At 70.4% G+C, this 16,558-nt stretch carries 10 protein-coding genes, 1 pseudogene and 1 riboswitch; of the genes and pseudogenes, 5 read left to right on the forward strand and 6 right to left on the reverse strand.

Features of this window, described 5'->3' with window-relative positions; translation table 11 throughout:
• The first annotated feature begins 85 nt into the window (after window positions 1-85).
• Window positions 86-973: a Cof-type HAD-IIB family hydrolase gene (locus tag OHA89_RS18805; RefSeq protein WP_266608855.1), complete on the forward strand. Its 888-nt coding sequence runs from the start codon at window positions 86-88 to the stop codon at window positions 971-973.
• Between the two features lie 41 nt (window positions 974-1,014).
• On the opposite strand, the gene OHA89_RS18810 is transcribed toward OHA89_RS18805, so the two are convergent.
• From OHA89_RS18810 to OHA89_RS18825, 4 genes and pseudogenes are all read right to left on the reverse strand, one after another.
• A complete protein-coding gene (locus tag OHA89_RS18810; RefSeq protein ID WP_215139764.1) occupies window positions 1,015-2,751 on the reverse strand; it encodes a GAF domain-containing sensor histidine kinase in 1,737 nt (578 codons plus the stop codon).
• A 24-nt stretch (window positions 2,752-2,775) separates the two neighbouring features.
• A pseudogene (gene cydD / locus OHA89_RS18815) lies at window positions 2,776-6,325 on the reverse strand (thiol reductant ABC exporter subunit CydD).
• Between the two features lie 72 nt (window positions 6,326-6,397).
• Window positions 6,398-7,399, reverse strand: coding sequence for a cytochrome d ubiquinol oxidase subunit II (gene cydB, locus OHA89_RS18820; RefSeq protein WP_266608860.1), 1,002 nt, complete (start codon window positions 7,397-7,399; stop codon window positions 6,398-6,400).
• Between the two features lie 18 nt (window positions 7,400-7,417).
• Window positions 7,418-8,923: a cytochrome ubiquinol oxidase subunit I gene (locus OHA89_RS18825; protein ID WP_266608862.1), complete on the reverse strand. Its 1,506-nt coding sequence runs from the start codon at window positions 8,921-8,923 to the stop codon at window positions 7,418-7,420.
• A gap of 190 nt (window positions 8,924-9,113) precedes the next feature.
• Between OHA89_RS18825 and OHA89_RS18830 the strand changes: the two genes are divergently transcribed.
• Window positions 9,114-9,482: a cyclophilin-like fold protein gene (locus OHA89_RS18830; RefSeq protein ID WP_215139768.1), complete on the forward strand. Its 369-nt coding sequence runs from the start codon at window positions 9,114-9,116 to the stop codon at window positions 9,480-9,482.
• 6 nt (window positions 9,483-9,488) lie between these two features.
• On the opposite strand, the gene hisC is transcribed toward OHA89_RS18830, so the two are convergent.
• Window positions 9,489-10,568 carry a histidinol-phosphate transaminase gene (gene hisC, locus OHA89_RS18835; protein ID WP_266608864.1) on the reverse strand — a complete coding sequence of 360 codons (1,080 nt, stop codon included), beginning with the start codon at window positions 10,566-10,568 and terminating at the stop codon, window positions 9,489-9,491.
• 361 nt (window positions 10,569-10,929) lie between these two features.
• Between hisC and OHA89_RS18840 the strand changes: the two genes are divergently transcribed.
• From OHA89_RS18840 to OHA89_RS18850, 3 genes are all read left to right on the forward strand, one after another.
• A complete protein-coding gene (locus OHA89_RS18840) occupies window positions 10,930-12,045 on the forward strand; it encodes a LacI family DNA-binding transcriptional regulator (RefSeq protein ID WP_215013179.1) in 1,116 nt (371 codons plus the stop codon).
• A 216-nt stretch (window positions 12,046-12,261) separates the two neighbouring features.
• Window positions 12,262-13,521 carry a metallophosphoesterase gene (locus OHA89_RS18845; protein WP_266612319.1) on the forward strand — a complete coding sequence of 420 codons (1,260 nt, stop codon included), beginning with the start codon at window positions 12,262-12,264 and terminating at the stop codon, window positions 13,519-13,521.
• A 149-nt stretch (window positions 13,522-13,670) separates the two neighbouring features.
• Window positions 13,671-14,486, forward strand: coding sequence for a hypothetical protein (locus tag OHA89_RS18850; protein WP_215139771.1), 816 nt, complete (start codon window positions 13,671-13,673; stop codon window positions 14,484-14,486).
• Window positions 14,487-14,581: 95 nt separating this feature from the next.
• Here the strand turns inward: OHA89_RS18850 and thiC are convergent, their stop codons facing one another.
• Window positions 14,582-16,369: a phosphomethylpyrimidine synthase ThiC gene (gene thiC / locus OHA89_RS18855; RefSeq protein WP_257555330.1), complete on the reverse strand. Its 1,788-nt coding sequence runs from the start codon at window positions 16,367-16,369 to the stop codon at window positions 14,582-14,584.
• Window positions 16,363-16,508, reverse strand: a riboswitch (TPP riboswitch). Its footprint overlaps the gene before it by 7 nt.
• Window positions 16,509-16,558 lie beyond the last annotated feature (50 nt).

Below are 16,558 nucleotides of genomic sequence, written 5' to 3' on the forward strand. Positions count from 1 at the left end.
GAGACTACGGCCGCCTCATGTTTCACGTGAAACATGAGGCCTCCGGCACGGGACAATCCCACCGTGGTCCGGCCGGTCGCGGGCGATGGGCGAAGATGGAGCGGTGACCTCGGCTCCCCAGTGCCCGGACGGGCCAACCCCCACCCCCCGGCTCATCGCCACCGACCTCGACGGCACCCTGCTGCGCGACGACAAGTCCGTCTCGCTCCGCACCGTCGCCGCCCTCGCCGCCGCCGAGGAGGCCGGGATCGAGGTCTTCTTCGTCACCGGACGTCCCGCCCGCTGGATGGACGTGGTCAGCGACCACGTGCACGGCCACGGCCTCGCGATCTGCGCGAACGGCGCGGCGGTCGTCGATCTGCACGCAGGGCGGGAATTCGTGCAGGTCAGAGCGCTTCCCCGAGCTGCTGCCCTGGCCGTCGTAACCGCCCTGCGGACCGCGGCACCGGGCGCCTCCTTCGCGGTCGAGCTGACCACCGGCATCAACTACGAGCCTGCGTACCCGCCGTTCTTCAAGGACCCGGGCGCCCACGTCGCCATCGCCGAGAAGCTCCTCACAGAAGGCACGGACGAGAGCGCCGCGCCCATACTCAAGCTGCTCGCGCACCACGCCGAACTGGCTCCGGACGAGTTCCTCGCGCTGGCCCGCTCGGCTGCCGGCGAGTACGCCTCGATCACCCGCTCCAGCCCGACCGCGCTGCTGGAGATCAGCGGGCAGGGTGTCTCCAAGGCGAGCACCCTGGCGTTGTGCTGCGCCCAGCGGGGCATTTCCCCCGCCGAGGTCGTGGCCTTCGGGGACATGCCGAACGACGTGGAGATGCTCAGCTGGGCGGGCACCTCCTACGCGATGGGCAACGCCCACCCGGATGTGATCGCGGCCGCGTCCGGCCGTACGACCGCCAACAACGAGGACGGGGTCGCCGTCGTCATCGAGCGCATCGTGGCCGACCGGATCGCACAGCGACAGCAGTAGGGACTCCGAGGGGCAGGCCCCGCGGGATCCGGACGACAGCTCTAGAGCGGGGCCTCCCACACCAGGGTGGTGCCGCCGCCGTCCTCGCCGATGCCCGGGCCGTACGAGCTCGCGCCGCCCAGCGACTCGGCCCGCCGGCGCAGGTTCCGCAGCCCGCTGCGCCGCCCGCCCTCGGGGATGCCCACCCCGTCGTCGGCGACCTCCAGCCGGACGCCCGGGCGTCCGTCCGCCAGCGTGATCGTGGAGTCCAGAACCACCTCGATCCGGGACGCGTCGGCGTGGCGGAACGCATTGGACAGGGCCTCGCGCAGCGCGGCGATCAGGTTCTTGCCCACCAGTTCGCCGACGACCGCGTCGATCGGACCCAGGAAGCGGTGCGCGGGCTTGAAGCCGAGCGGCACGGCGGCCATGTTGATCTCCCGCAGCACCCGGGTGCGCAGCCCCGAGGGAGCCTCCGCCGGGCCCTGCTGGAGGGCGAAGATCGCCGTACGGATCTCCTGGATCGTCACGTCCAGCTCGTCCACGGCCTTTCCGACCCCGTCGCGGACCTCGGGGACGATGGACCGGCGCTGGGCGCCCTCCAGCATCATGCCGGTCGCGAACAGCCGCTGGATGACCAGGTCGTGCAGGTCCCGGGCGATCCGGTCACGGTCCTCGAACACGGCGAGCCGCTCCCGGTCGCGCTGCGCCTCGGCCATCATCAGCGCGAGCGCGGCCTGCGAGGCGAACTGCGTGGCCAAGGTCCGCTCGGCCTCGCTGAACGGCCGTTTGCCGCGGGCCCTCGGGGTGACCAGGGCCCCCAGCACCCGGCCGCCGCTGTGCAGCGGCAGCATCATGCAGGGCCCGTACTGGCTGGTCATCTCGCTGATCATGCGCGGATCCGACGCGGCGTCGTCCACGAAGACCGGCTCGCCCTGGAACAGACTGTGCACGACCGGGCTCTCGGCGGGGATCACCACGCCGAGCGAGGTGGCCGGGTTCTCCGCGGAGACGGCGACGATCTCCATCCCGCCTTCCTCGGCCGGCAGCATCACGATCCCGGCCGAGGAGTCGGCCAGGTGGCGGGCCTGCTCGGCCACCACCGCGAGGGCGTCGTCGGCGTCCCCGCCGGACAGCAGGGCCGTGGTGACGGCCACCGATCCGTCGATCCAGCGCTCGCGCTGGGTGGCGGCCTCGTACAGCCGGGCGTTGCCGATGGCGATGCCCGCCTCGGTGGCCAGCACCCGGACCATGTGGACGTCGTAGTCGTTGAACGGGCCGCCGCCGTTCTTCTCGGCAAGGTACAGATTGCCGAAGATCTCCCCCTGCACCCGGATCGGGACACCGAGGAACGTCTTCATGGCCGGGTGGTGCGGCGGGAATCCGGCCGAGCGCGGATCCTTCGTCAGATCGACGAGCTGGACGGTGTCGGGGTGCGAGATGAGCGCCCCCAGCAGTCCCCGCTTCCCGTCCGGACGGTGCCCGATCTTCCCGGCCAGCTCCGAGCTGATCCCGAACGTGACGAAGTCCGAAAGTCCGCGGCCCTCGGTGTCGACGACGCCGATCGCCGCGTAGCGCGCGTCCGCGAGTTCGGCCGCGGTCTCGCAGATCCGGTCCAGCGTGGAGTGCAGTTCGAGTCCGGTACCGACCGACCTCATGGCCTCCAGCAGCTGCGGTACCCGGGCCGTGAGCTCGGTGGACAGGCCTTGCAGACTCCTGGTGGCCTGGGTGGCGGCCTCCAGCGGGTCCGGCGTTCCCGGTGATGGCTCCGGCGATTCCTTGGACTCCTGCACTGACATGCCCTTGAGCCTAGTTAGTCCCGATTAGCGGGGAAAGTCGGCCTGGAGAAAGTCGGCCACGGTCCCGTCGGCTTCCCTTTCCCGCTCCAGCAGCCGCCGCAGCGGTCCCTCGGCGACGGCCAGCTCGGCGTACGCGCCGCGCTGTACGACCTCTCCGCCGTCGAGCACGAGCACCTCGTCGACCGCCTCCAGCCCGGCCAGCCGGTGCGTGATCAGCACGGTGGTACGGCCCTCGGTCGCCGCCAGCAGGTCCGCCGTCAGCGCGTCCGCCGTGGCCAGGTCCAGATGCTCGGCCGGCTCGTCCAGCACCAGTACGGGGAAGTCCGCGAGCAGCGCCCGGGCCAGGGCCAGGCGCTGGCGCTGGCCGCCCGAGATCCGCTCACCGTGCTCGCCGACCAGCGTGTCGAGCCCGTCCGGCAGTCCGTCGGCCCACTCCAGGAGCCGCGCCGCGGCCAGCGCATCCCGCAGCTCCTCTTCACTCGCTCCGGTCCGGGCCAGCCGCAGGTTCTCCCGTACCGAGCTGTCGAAGAGGTGCGCGTCCTGGGCGCAGAGCCCCACGAGCGCGCGGACGTCGTCGCCGTCGAGCGCGCACGCGTCGGTCCCGCCCACGGTGTACGTGCCTTCGCGCGGGTCCAGGAAGCGCAGCAGGACCTGCGCGAGGGTGGTCTTGCCGGAGCCCGAGGGGCCGACGACGGCGATGCGCCGGCCGGCTTCCAAGGTCAGGTCCACGCCCCGCAGCGCGTCTCGCTCCTGGCCGGGGTGCCGCGCGGCAAGCCCCGTCAGCCGCAGCGGGAAGGGCGAGCCGGGGGCTGCGGCGGCCTGCTCCGGCTCGGCCACCGGAGCCGGTGCGTCGATGACCTCGTAGATGCGCTCGGCGCTGCGGCGCACCCGCTGGCGGTACTGGACGGCGAGCGGAAGGCCGTTGACCGCCTCGAAGGCGGCGAGCGGGGTCAGTACGGCGACGGCCATGGCCACCCCGGACAGCCGTCCGTCGTGCACCGCGGTCGCGGCCGCGGCCGCCGAGGCCACGACGGTCAGCCCGCACACGAGGGCGGACAACCCACCGCCCAGCCCGGCCGCGGCCGCTCCCCGCGCGGCGATCCGCGTCAGCACGCCGTCGCTCTGCCTGGCCCGGCCCTTGCGGTCCTCCAGCGCCCCGGCGACGGTCAGCTCGGCGGTGCCGGTGAGCAGATCGGCCACCTGGGTGGCGAGCTCGCCCCGGGCGGGCGCGAGCCGACGCTCGGCACGCCGGGCGCAGGCCCCGCTGACGAGCGGAACGCCGACGCCGGCGAGGAGCAGCCCGACGGCGAGCGCGGCTCCGGCCTCCGGCAGCAGCCAGGTGGTGAAGGCGACCGAGCCGGTGCCGACGAGCACCGCGGTCCCGACCGGCAGCAGCCAGCGCAGCCAGTAGTCCTGCAGTGCGTCGGCGTCGGCCACCAGCCGGGTCAGCAGGTCCCCGCGCCGGTGCTCGCGCAGTCCGGCGGGGGCGATGCGCTCCAGCCTCCGGTACACGGAGACGCGCAGATCGGCGAGCATCCGCAGCACGGCGTCGTGCGATACGAGCCGCTCGGCATACCGGAAGACCGCCCGCCCCATGCCGAAGGCCCGCGTGGCGGTCACGGCCACCATCAGATAGAGCACGGGAGGCTGCTCGGAGGCCCGCGAGATCAGCCAGCCGGACACGGCCATCAGCCCGACGCTGCACCCCACGGCCAGCGCTCCGAGGAACAGCCCGAGCCGGAAGCGGCCTTGCCACGCCTTGGCCACGGCCCGTACCCGGCGCAGCGGATCGCTCCCGCCCGAGTCGGTCCCGCCGACGGCGCGCGCCCGCTCGGCCGCGGCCCCGAGGATCCACTCCCCGGCGTCGGACGCGGACGGCTCCGGAGCCCCGGCCCGGCCGGCCACCGGCCGGGGGAGGCCCGGACGCGGCTCCTGGCGCGGCCATCGCCACCACGCGGTCGGCGACGGCGAGCAGCGCCGGCCGGTGCACGACCAGCAGGACGGTCCGGCCCACGGCCAGCCGCCGGACCGCGTCCACCACGCCGGCCTCGGTCTCGCCGTCCAGCGCCGCGGTCGGCTCGTCCAGCAGCAGCACGGGGCGGTCCGCCAGGAACGCCCGTGCGAGGGCCAGCCGTTGGCGCTGCCCGGCGGACAGTCCCACACCGCCCTCGCCCAGGGAGGTCTCCACCCCGCGCGGCAGTGCGGCCACGAACTCCCAGGCCCCGGCGTCTTCCAGGGCCCGGGTCACCTCTGCTTCCGAGGCTCCCGGGCGGGCCAGCCGTACGTTCTCCCCGATGGTCCCGGCGAACAGGTGCGGGCGCTGCGGCACCCACGCCACCCGCTCCCGCCACTGCTCCGGCGACATCCCGGCAAGGTCCGTGCCCGCGATCCGAACCCGTCCCGCGGTCGGTGCCACGAACCCCAGCAGCACCTGGAGCAGCGTGGACTTGCCGACCCCGCTCGGGCCGGTGAGGGCCACGCACTCCCCCGGTTCGACGGTCAGCGAGACCGGCCCGGGCGAGTCCTGGCCCCGGCCTTCGTACCGGACGGCGACCCCGTCGATCTCGATGCGCAGGGGAGTGCCGCTCGGCAGGGCGGCCCCGCCTGCCGGACGCGCGACGGGGGTCTCCAGGACCTCGAAGATCTCCTCCGCGGCCGCCAGCCCCTCGGCGGCCGCGTGGTACTGCGCGCCGACCTGCCGCAACGGCAGGTACGCCTCGGGAGCCAGGATCAGGATGACCAGTCCGGTGTAGAGGTCCAGTTCCCCGTGGACCAGCCGCATGCCGATGGTCACCGCCACCAGCGCCACCGACAGGGTCGCCAGCAGTTCCAGCGCGAAGGAGGAGAGGAAGGCGATGCGCAGGGTCCGCATCGTCGCTTGCCGGTAGTCGTCAGTGATCTTGCGGATCGACTCGGCCTGGGCCTTGGCCCGTCCGAAGACCTTCAGTGTGGGCAGTCCCGCCACCACGTCGAGGAAGTGTCCCGACAGGCGTGACAGCAACCGCCACTGGCGGTCCATCCGGGACTGGGTGGCCATGCCGATGAGGACCATGAACAGCGGGATCAGGGGCAGGGTGACGACGATGATGGCCGCCGACACCCAGTCCTCGGTGACGATCCGGGCGAGCACCGCCACCGGTACGACCACCGCGAGCCCCAGCTGGGGCAGGTAGCGGGAGAAGTAGTCGTCGAGTGCGTCCACGCCCCGGGTGGCCAGGGCGACCAGTGACCCGGTCCGCTGACCGTTCAGCCAGCCCGGTCCCAGATCCGCGGCCCGGTCCAGCAGCCGGCCCCGCAGTTCCGACTTGACCGCCGCACCGGCCCGGTGCGCGGCCAGCTCCGTCAGCCATGCGATCAGGCCGCGGCCCAGCGCCACCGCCGCGAGCAGCAGCAGCGGCGTCCGGAGTGCGGCCCCGCCCAGCCCCTCCTCGAAGGCACCGACCACGATCTCGGCGATCAGCATCGCCTGACCGACGACCAGCCCCGCCCCCGCAAGGCCCAGGGCCACCACCGCGCCCAGGAAGAGGCGGGTGGAACGGGCGTACCGAAGCAGGCGCGGGTCGATCGGTTTCACGTGAAACATCCCCCAGGCAGGGTCAGTCGGTCAGGCAGGAGGGGCGGGGCGGCGGGGCTCACACGTCGGAACTCAGTGCGCGTCGACGATGTGATGCGTCCCGATCCGCTTGCGGAACACCCAGTACGTCCAGCCCTGGTAGAGCAGGACGAGCGGCGTGGCCACTGCCGCGAGCCAGGTCATGATCTTCAGGGTGTACGGGCTGGACGAGGAGTTGGTGACCGTGAGGTTCCAGGCATCGTCCAGCGAGGACGGCATGACGTTCGGGAACAGCGTCAGGAAGAGCATCGCGACGGCCGCCGCGATGGTGACCCCGGACAGTGCGAACGCCCAGCCCTCGCGGCCCGCCAGGTTGAAGCCGAGGGCCCCCACCAGCGCGAGCACCGCGACCACCATGGCGATCAGGCTCTTGGCGTCGCCGCGCGTGAACTGGGTCCAGGTCAGGAAGACCAGGGCCAGCACCGCGGTCGCCGTGCCCAGCCGGATCGCGAGCCTGCGGGAGCGGTCCCGTATGTCACCGACCGTCTTGAGCGAGGTGAAGACCGCGCCGTGGAAGGTGAACAGGGTCAGGGTGACCAGGCCGCCGAGGATCGAGTAGCCATTGAGCAGGTCGAGGAAGGTGCCGACGTACTCCTTGTTCTGATCGATCTTCACACCGCGGACGATGTTGGCGAAGGCCACACCCCACAGGAACGCGGGGATCAGCGAGGTCCAGAAGATCGCGTGTTCCCAGTTGGTCTGCCACTTGTCCTCGGGGCGCTTGTGCCGGTACTCGAACGCCACCCCCCGGATGATCAGGCAGACCAGGATGATCAGCAGCGGCAGGTAGAACCCGGAGAAGAGGGTGGCGTACCAGTCGGGGAACGCGGCGAAGGTCGCACCGCCCGCGGTGAGCAGCCAGACCTCGTTGCCGTCCCAGACGGGCCCGATGGTGTTGATCAGGACCCGCTTCTCCGTACGGTCACGGGCGAGCAGCTTGGTCAGTACGCCGACTCCGAAGTCGAAGCCCTCCAGGAAGAAGTAGCCGATCCACAGAACGGCGATGAGCACGAACCAGACGTCGTGGAGTTGCATCGTGTGGTCTCCTCAGCCTCAGTACGAGAAGGCCATCGGCCGGTCGGAGTTCTTGTCGTCCCCGCCGATCTTGGTGGGCGGGTTGAGGTCGGCCTCGGTGAGTTCGGGGGGCCCGAGCTTGACGTACTTCACGAGCAGCTTGACCTCGATCACGGCGAGCACCGCGTACAGGAGCGTGAAGCCGATCATGGACGTGAGGACCTCGCCCTGGGAGACACCCGGCGAGACCGCGTCCCGGGTGCGCAGGACGCCGTAGACCACCCAGGGCTGGCGGCCCATCTCGGTGAAGATCCAGCCCCAGGAGTTGGCGATGAGCGGGAAGCCCATGGTCCAGAGCGCGACGATCCAGTACAGCTTTCCCCACTTGGGGCTCAGCGCCTGCTTGTAGAGCACCAGGTTCGGGACCTCGTCCTCCGAGGTCCGCAGCCCCGGCGGCAGCATGAACTTCTTGCGGGTCAGCCAGAGCCCCAGCACGCCGACGCCCAGCGAGGCCATGCCGAAGCCGATCATCCACCGGAAGCCCCAGTAGGCGACCGCGATGTTGGGCCGGTAGTCGCCGGGCCCGAACCTCTCCTGCTCGGCCTTGTTGACGTCGTTGATGCCCGGGACGAAGGAGGTGAAGTCGTCGTTCGCCAGGAAGGACAGCAGGCCCGGGATCTCTATGGCGACCTTGTTGTGGCCCTTGTCGACGTCGCCGTAGGCGAAGATCGAGAAGGGAGCCGGCGCCTCGCCGTCCCAGAGCGCCTCGGCGGCCGCCATCTTCATGGGCTGCTGCTTGAACATCACCTTGCCGAGCAGGTCGCCGCTGATGGCGGTGCCCAGTCCGGCGATGATCATGACGACCAGGCCGAGCCGCAGCGAGCTGCGCATCACGGGGACGTGCTTCTTGCGGGCCAGATGGAAGGCGGCGATGCCGACCATGAACGCGCCACCGACCAGGAAGGCGGCCGTCATGGTGTGGAAGAACTGGGTGAGCGCGGTGTTCTGGGTGAGCACGTGCCAGAAATCGGTGAGCTCGGCCCGGCCGCGCTCCTCGTTGATGCGGTAACCGACCGGGTGCTGCATCCAGGAATTGGCCGCCAGGATGAAGTAGGCGGAAAGGATGGTGCCGATGGACACCATCCAGATGCAGGCCAGGTGGATCTTCTTCGGCAGCTTGTCCCAGCCGAAGATCCACAGCCCGATGAAGGTCGACTCGAAGAAGAAGGCGATCAGCGCTTCGAAGGCCAGCGGGGCCCCGAAGATGTCACCGACGAATCGCGAGTAGTCGGACCAGTTCATGCCGAACTGGAACTCCTGGACGATGCCGGTGACGACACCCATCGCGATATTGATCAAGAAGAGCTTTCCCCAGAACTTCGTGGCCCTGAGGTACTTCTCCTTCTCGGTACGCACCCACGCGGTCTGCAGGCCGGCCGTGAGCGCGGCGAGCGAGATCGTCAAGGGGACGAACAGGAAGTGATAGACGGTGGTAATACCGAACTGCCATCGCGCCAGGGTCTCTGGCGCCAAAGCTAGGTCCACGTCGTCGTCTCCTTCGGTTCGCCGTGGTCGCAGCCGCAGTCTGCCTGTTGTGTCCCACTCAATTCGGGAGGAAGCGGGACACGCTTGTGAACGCGTTCACATTCACAAGCATTATGTCGTACCGGCATCCGGCCCCTTCGGGCGGGGTCCCCCCTAGCCAACAGATTCAACAGATTGTTGAATGCGGCTCATGAAGATACGAATCTCCTGGCCTGCGGGTCAGCTCACCGCAACCCTCGACGAGACCCCGACCAGCAAGGCGCTGGCCGAGGCCCTTCCGATCTCCGCCTCCGCGAACACCTGGGGCGAGGAGGTCTACTTCGACACCGGCGTCTCCGTCGCCCTGGAGCACGACGCCCAGCAGGTCGTCGAGCCCGGCACGGTCGCCTTCTGGACCGAGGGCGACGCGCTCGCCCTGCCCTACGGCCCCACGCCCATCTCGCGCGGAGGCGAGAGCCGCCTGGCGAGCCCGTGCAACGTGCTCGGCTCGTTCGACGGCGACCCCCGCCTGCTGTCCACCGTCCGCGACGGCGATCCCATCCGCGTGGAACTGGCCTGACCAGGCCTACAGCTCCTTGAAGAACGCCTCCGCCGTGTGCAGGAAGAGGTCGTTCGCCTCGGTCTCACCGATCGTGACCCGCAGGCCCTCGCCCGCGAAGGGCCGGACCACCACACCGGCCTTCTCGCAGGCCGCCGCGAAGTCGGCCGTCCGCTCCCCCAGCCGCATCCACACGAAGTTCGCCTGCGTGTCCGGCACGGTCCAGCCCTGCGCGAGGAGCGTCTCGTGCACCCGGTTCCGCTCGCACACCAGCGCCCCGACGCGCCCCATCAGCTCGTCCTCGGCGCGCAGCGAGGCGACCGCCGCGTCCTGCGCGAGCTGGCTGACTCCGAAGGGCACCGCCGTCTTGCGCAGCGCCGCGGCCACCGGCTCGTGCGCCACCGCGAAGCCGACGCGCAGGCCGGCGAGCCCGTACGCCTTGGAGAACGTACGCAGCACGCAGACGTTCGGGCGGTTGCGGTACAGCTCGATGCCGTCCGGCACGTCCGTGTCGCGCACGAACTCGCGGTAGGCCTCGTCCAGCACCACCAGGACGTCCGAGGGCACCCGGTCCAGGAAGCGCTCCAGCTCGGCACGGCGCACGGCGGTGCCGGTGGGGTTGTTGGGGTTGCAGACGAAGATCAGCCGGGTCCGCTCGGTGATCGCCTCGGCCATCGCGTCCAGGTCGTGCACATCGCCCTCGGTCAGCGGCACCCGCACCGAGGTCGCACCCGAGATCTGCGTGATGATCGGGTACGCCTCGAAGGAGCGCCAGGCGTAGATGACCTCGTCGCCCGGGCCGGCCGTCGACTGGATCAGCGACTGGGCCACACCCACCGAGCCGGTGCCGGTGGCGATGTGCTCGACCGGCACCCCGAACCGCTCCGCGATCTCGTTCACCAGGCCGGTGCAGGCCATGTCCGGGTACCGGTTGAAGTTCCCGGCCGCCGCGACCGCGCTCTCCAGCACCCCGCTCAGCGGCGGGTAGGGGTTCTCGTTCGAGGACAGTTTGTACGCGACGGGCCCGCCCGCGGCAGCCGGCTTCCCGGGCTTGTACGTGGGAATGCCATCCAGCTCGGCGCGCAGCCTCGGGCTCTTCTCGCTCACCGCAGGTCCTCCTCGACCATCCCGTCCGACGTCGCCGTCGACTCAATACTGCTCACCTTATGAGGATTCCGCTCTCCCGAGAATGGGGGCGCCGGGAATGCGGGGGAGCGCGCGCATATATGCGCGCGCCGGTGGCCTGCGCCGTGGCGCGCGTCCCTCGTGCAGGTGAGTTGAGACCGACCCGAGACCACACCGTTTTGGCATGCCCGTGGCCGCCGACAAGCTTCACCATAGAGCTGAGGGATCAAATACCTTCATTTCCAAGGTCATTGGGGGTGGCGAACCATGCAGAAACGTGCCTGTCAACGCGTGCATATGCACACGGACCACCCACCCCACCGAGCCCTACTATCGGCTCGCCATGACAGCAGCAGGGAAGCATCAGGTGAGCCGGACCGAGACCACCCGGCGGGCCGCCGGCCGACAGGGCCGGGCAGGCATCAGGGACGTGGCCGCCGCGGCGGGCGTCTCCATCACAACCGTCTCCGACGCGCTCAATGGCAAGGGACGGCTGCCCGACGCCACCCGCCGCCACGTTCGCGAGGTAGCCGACCGGCTGGGCTACCGCCCGTCAGCCGCCGCCCGCACCCTCCGTACCGGCAAGTCGGGCCTCATCGGCCTGACCGTGACGACGTACGGGGATGAACCTTTCACCTTCACCGAATTCGCCTACTTCGCCGAGATGGCCAGGGCCGCCACCTCCGCCGCGCTCGCGCGCGGCTACGCCCTCGTCATCCTCCCCGCCACCTCCCGACACGACGTGTGGTCCAACGTCGCCCTCGACGGCACCGTCGTCATCGACCCCTCCGACCACGATCCCGTCGTCACCGAACTGGTCCGCCAGGGCCTGCCCGTGGTCTCCGACGGCCGCCCGGCAGGCTCCCTCCCCGTCACCGCCTGGGTCGACAACGATCACGAGGCCGCCGTACTGGGCCTGCTCGACCACCTCGCCGCCGCCGGCGCCCGCAGGATCGGGCTGCTGACCGGCACCACCACCGACACCTACACCCGGCTCTCCACCACCGCCTACCTCAGCTGGTGCGAGCGCGTCGGCCAGGACCCCGTCTACGAGTCCTACCCCGCCCACGACCCCTGCGCGGGTGCCGTGGCCGCCGACCGGCTCCTCGCCCGCCCCGACCGGCCCGACGCCGTGTACGGGCTCTTCGACCCCAACGGCACCGACCTGCTCGCCGCCGCCCGGCGCTACGGCCTGCGCGTCCCGGAGGACCTGCTGCTCGTGTGCTGCAGCGAGTCCACCGTGTACGCCAACACCGAACCGCCCATCACCACCCTCTCCCTCAAACCGCGCCGCATCGGCACCGCCGTCGTGCAGCTGCTCATCGACGCGATCGAGGGAGTGGACACCGGACGCCCCGTCGAACAGGTCGTCCCGACCGAGCTCATCATCCGAACTTCGTCACAGCGCAGGCAGCCCCGTACGACCGTCAGCCCGCCCCGTTCTCCGGCCCAGGACTGACCGCCAGACCGTCTGGTCGGCTTGGCCAACAGCCCGGCCGCGGATTTCCGCAACACCGATATCGGGAGAAATCGGCAGGAACGATCGGCTCCGCAAAGGATTCACCACCCCTGGTGCGTCACAGAGCGCGAGCCGCATTCCTATGATGGGCGCACGACATCACGGACCCTCCTCCCTGGAGGTCAGGAGGGTCCGCAGGTGTACGGCAGCGCGACGGTGGTGGAGGGGTCGATGACTCAGGGGGCCGGTCAGGGACCCGCGATGCGGACGGAAACGCTGCGGGACTTCCGGGTGCCGGTCACCGAACCCGTTCCGTACGCCGTATCCGCCGGGCTGCCCGATGAGGCCCCCGTCTACGGCGAGTACCCGGCGTACTACGAGGACGGCGCGCGGAGCGTTCCCCCGCAGCCGGGCTACACGCCGCAGCCGGCCATGCAGCCCGCGGCACCGCCCGTCCCGCATCACGAGGCGTACGAGGTCCACGAAGTGCACGCGGTCACGGAGCCCGAACCCGCATCCGAGCCCGACGACGACTTCGACGGGTACACCCCGACCCACCGCGACCTGCCCGTCATCGGGCGCGGCGCGCTCGGCGGCCCCGGCGACACCGTGCAGGTCCAGTACGTGCCCCAGGACGTGGCGGCCGCCGGTCCCGGCCCGCTCTACGTCGTCGGCGACGTCCACGGCTACCTCGACGAACTCGTCACCGAACTCCACGCCCAGGGCCTCATCGACGCGGAGCGCCGCTGGTCCGCCGGGAACGCCCGCCTCTGGTTCCTCGGCGACTTCACCGACCGCGGCCCCGACGGCATCGGCGTCATCGACCTCGTCATGCGGCTGTCCGCCGAGGCAGCGGCCGCCGGCGGCTACTGCAAGGCCCTCATGGGCAACCACGAGCTGTTGCTCATCGGCGCCAAGCGGTTCGGCGACACCCCCGTCTCCTCCGGCGCCGGCACCGCCACCTTCCAGGCGGCCTGGCTGCTCAACGGCGGCCAGCGCACCGACATGGAGCGCCTGCAGGACGTACACCTGCAGTGGATGTCCCGCCTGGACGCGGCCGTCCTGGAGGAAGGGCACCTGCTCCTGCACTCCGACACCACGGCCTACCTGGACTACGGCGACTCGATCGAGGACGTCAACGACACCATCCACGAACTGCTCAACCGCAACGACGCCGACATCACCTGGGACCTCTTCCGCAAGTTCACCAAGCGGTTCGCCTTCCGCGACGAGGAGACCGGCCCCGGAGCCGTACGCGAACTGCTCGGTACGTACGGCGGCAGCCGCGTCGTGCACGGGCACAGCCCCATCCCCTACCTGCTCGGCGAAGTGGGCACCGAGGACGGTGACGAGTCCCGCGGACCGGAGGCAGTGGACGGCCCCCACGTGTACGCGGCGGGGCTCGCCATCGCGATGGACGGCGGGGTCACGATGGCGGGCAAGCTGCTCGTCGTGCAACTTCCCCTGAGTGACTAAGGGTTGTCACGCAGGGGGTATTTCTGGAAAGCCCCTGTCAACCTGCGGTGTGGGCCCTCTACCATCGCTCTATCCGTAGCAGGCTCTCCTCCGTTTGTGCCGGCGCCCGGGTCTACGCGGGCAAACCGGCCCCCACGGAGCATCGGGGGATGCACATGACCAGCGCTCCGCACCTGCTGACCGAAGACCGACCGGAGTTTGATCGGCTCCTCGACGAGGCGCTGCGCACCGCACACGAACGGCCCGAGCTCGCCGCCCTCGGCGAACGCCTGAACGCCGAACAACTGCGCACCATGGCCCTGGGGGCCAGCGCCCTGCTGACCGCAGCCGCCGCCACCGAGTACGACCACTACGTGAAGGTCCGCGAGGAACGGCGCGACGAGGTCCTCTCCACTCCCGGGACGACGGGGGAGGAGGCCGGCGGACAGGCCGGCGCGGGCGGCGCGGGCCTCGGCGCCGTGATCGTGGTCCTCGCGCCCGTCCTGGCCGGCACCGCCATGCTGATCTTCCTGCTGGTGGGCTACATCCTGAAGATGATCGAGCCCGAACCGGCCTTCGCCGAGACCATGCTGACGGCGGGCTCGTTCTTCGGGGTGCTCACCGTCGCCGCCCTGGTCTTCGCCGTGATCGGCCTGCTGGTGACTGCCATACGCAACGGCGCGACCGAGGTGGCCGCGGACGGGGCCGAGGAGATACCGGACGAGGTCGCGCGGGCCCGCGAGGCCTGGCGGCACGCACTGCTGGAGCGCGGCATCATGCCGTTCCTGCGAGACGCGCTGGCCGACCCGAGCGCGGGAACCGGTTTTCCGGCCCCCCGCAGACGCGGCAGCCGAATGCCCCACCTGGGGTACACGGCTCCTGATTTCACCAGTCCGGGATCCCCCTCCGAGGGCCCCCGGCCCGGCTACACGCCGCCGGACTTCTCGAGTCCGGACTTCGGCGGCCCGGAACACGAACCGCAGTAGAGCCCGCCGGCGGCCGTCGGTGTTTCACGTGAAACCAAGGCGCCGCCCCCGGCCAGACCGGCCGTGGAGCGGCGCCCTTGTCGGTGAGCCGTGCGTCAGTCGGCCAGCGGCAGGTAGACGCGGTTGCCCGACGCCGCGAACTCGGCGGACTTCTCCGCCATGCCCGCCTGGATCTCTTCGGCCTTCAGGTCACCGCCGTGCTCACGGCGGATGTCCTGCGAGATCTTCATCGAGCAGAACTTCGGACCGCACATGGAGCAGAAGTGCGCGGTCTTGGCCGGCTCGGCGGGCAGGGTCTCGTCGTGGAACTCACGCGCCGTGACCGGGTCGAGGGCCAGGTTGAACTGGTCCTCCCAGCGGAACTCGAAGCGGGCGTCGGACAGCGCGTCGTCCCACTCCTGGGCTCCCGGGTGCCCCTTGGCCAGGTCCGCGGCGTGCGCGGCGATCTTGTACGTGATCACGCCGGTCTTGACGTCGTCACGGTTGGGCAGGCCCAGGTGCTCCTTGGGCGTGACGTAGCAGAGCATCGCGGTGCCCCACCAGGCGATCATCGCGGCGCCGATGCCCGAGGTGATGTGGTCGTACGCGGGCGCGACGTCCGTGGTGAGCGGGCCCAGGGTGTAGAACGGCGCCTCCTCGCAGATCTCCTGCTGGAGGTCGATGTTCTCCTTGATCTTGTGCATCGGGACGTGGCCCGGGCCCTCGATCATCGTCTGGACGTTGTGCCGCTTGGCGATCGTGTTCAGCTCGCCCAGCGTCTTCAGCTCCGCGAACTGCGCCGCGTCGTTGGCGTCCGCGATGGAACCGGGGCGCAGGCCGTCACCCAGCGAGTACGTGACGTCGTACGTCGCGAGGATGTCGCAGAGCTCCTCGAAGTTCGTGTAGAGGAAGTTCTCCTTGTGGTGCGCCAGGCACCACGCGGCCATGATCGATCCGCCGCGCGAGACGATGCCGGTCTTGCGACGGGCGGTCAGCGGCACGTAAGGCAGCAGCACGCCGGCGTGGACCGTCATGTAGTCGACGCCCTGCTCGGCCTGCTCGATGACCGTGTCCTTGTAGATCTCCCAGGTCAGGTCCTCGGCACGGCCGTCGACCTTCTCCAGCGCCTGGTAGAGCGGGACGGTGCCGATCGGGACCGGGGAGTTGCGCAGCACCCACTCACGCGTAGTGTGGATGTTGCGGCCCGTCGAGAGGTCCATGACCGTGTCGGCGCCCCACTTGGTCGCCCAGGTCATCTTGTCGACCTCCTCCTCGATGGAGGAGGTGACCGCGGAGTTGCCGATGTTGGCGTTGACCTTCACCAGGAACCGCTTGCCGATGATCATCGGCTCGATCTCGGGGTGGTTCACGTTCGCCGGAAGCACCGCACGACCTGCGGCGATCTCCTCACGGACGACCTCGGGGGAGACGTTCTCGCGGATCGCGACGTACTCCATCTCCGGGGTGATCTCGCCCCGGCGGGCGTACGCGAGCTGCGTGACGGCGGCGCCGCCACGGCCCCGGCGGGGCTGGCGCGGGCGGCCCGGGAAGACCGCGTCGAGGTTCTTGAGCCCACCCCGCGGCGAGGTGTGCTTGATTCCGTCGTCCTCGGGGCGCACGGGACGGCCCGCGTACTCCTCGGTGTCCCCGCGACCGATGATCCAGTTCTCGCGCAGCGGCGCGAGACCGCGGCGCACGTCGGTCTCGATCTGGGGGTCGGTGTACGGACCGGACGTGTCGTAGAGCGTCACGTCCTTGCCGTTGGTGAGGTGGACCTGGCGGACCGGCACCCGGATGTCGGGGCGGGAGCCCGCCACGTACCCCTTGTGCCAGCCCGGCTGGCGCTCGGTCTGGCCGTCGGCGTCCTGGCTGACGGCAGGCGTGCGTGCGTCCTGAATGGTCATGAGACCTATCTCCCTACGCCGGCATTACCCGGTAACAGGTTCGGCGGTCGACGCAGCCTCTTCCCGTACGCATCCGTGATGCTCGTACGGTGATCAGCGCCCTCTCAGCCCGGTGCTCCGAGCTCCCGCGTTGTGCAAAGGTGCCCCCACGCTAGCGTCATCTAGGGCGTGCTGAACAGTGGGCCCCCT

Source organism: Streptomyces sp. NBC_01546, assembly GCF_045208355.1.
Classification (GTDB): Bacteria; Actinomycetota; Actinomycetes; order Streptomycetales; family Streptomycetaceae; genus Streptomyces.

What these genes read in the sequence shown, in the direction of transcription:
- OHA89_RS18830 (WP_215139768.1), top strand. Translation starts at nt 9,114, where the DNA reads ATGAAGATACGAATCTCCTGGCCTGCGGGTCAGCTCACCGCAACCCTC.
- thiC (WP_257555330.1), bottom strand. Translation starts at nt 16,369, where the DNA reads ATGACCATTCAGGACGCACGCACGCCTGCCGTCAGCCAGGACGCCGAC.
- cydB (WP_266608860.1), bottom strand. Translation starts at nt 7,399, where the DNA reads ATGCAACTCCACGACGTCTGGTTCGTGCTCATCGCCGTTCTGTGGATC.
- OHA89_RS18805 (WP_266608855.1), top strand. Translation starts at nt 86, where the DNA reads ATGGGCGAAGATGGAGCGGTGACCTCGGCTCCCCAGTGCCCGGACGGG.
- OHA89_RS18850 (WP_215139771.1), top strand. Translation starts at nt 13,671, where the DNA reads ATGCACATGACCAGCGCTCCGCACCTGCTGACCGAAGACCGACCGGAG.
- OHA89_RS18810 (WP_215139764.1), bottom strand. Translation starts at nt 2,751, where the DNA reads ATGTCAGTGCAGGAGTCCAAGGAATCGCCGGAGCCATCACCGGGAACG.
- OHA89_RS18840 (WP_215013179.1), top strand. Translation starts at nt 10,930, where the DNA reads ATGACAGCAGCAGGGAAGCATCAGGTGAGCCGGACCGAGACCACCCGG.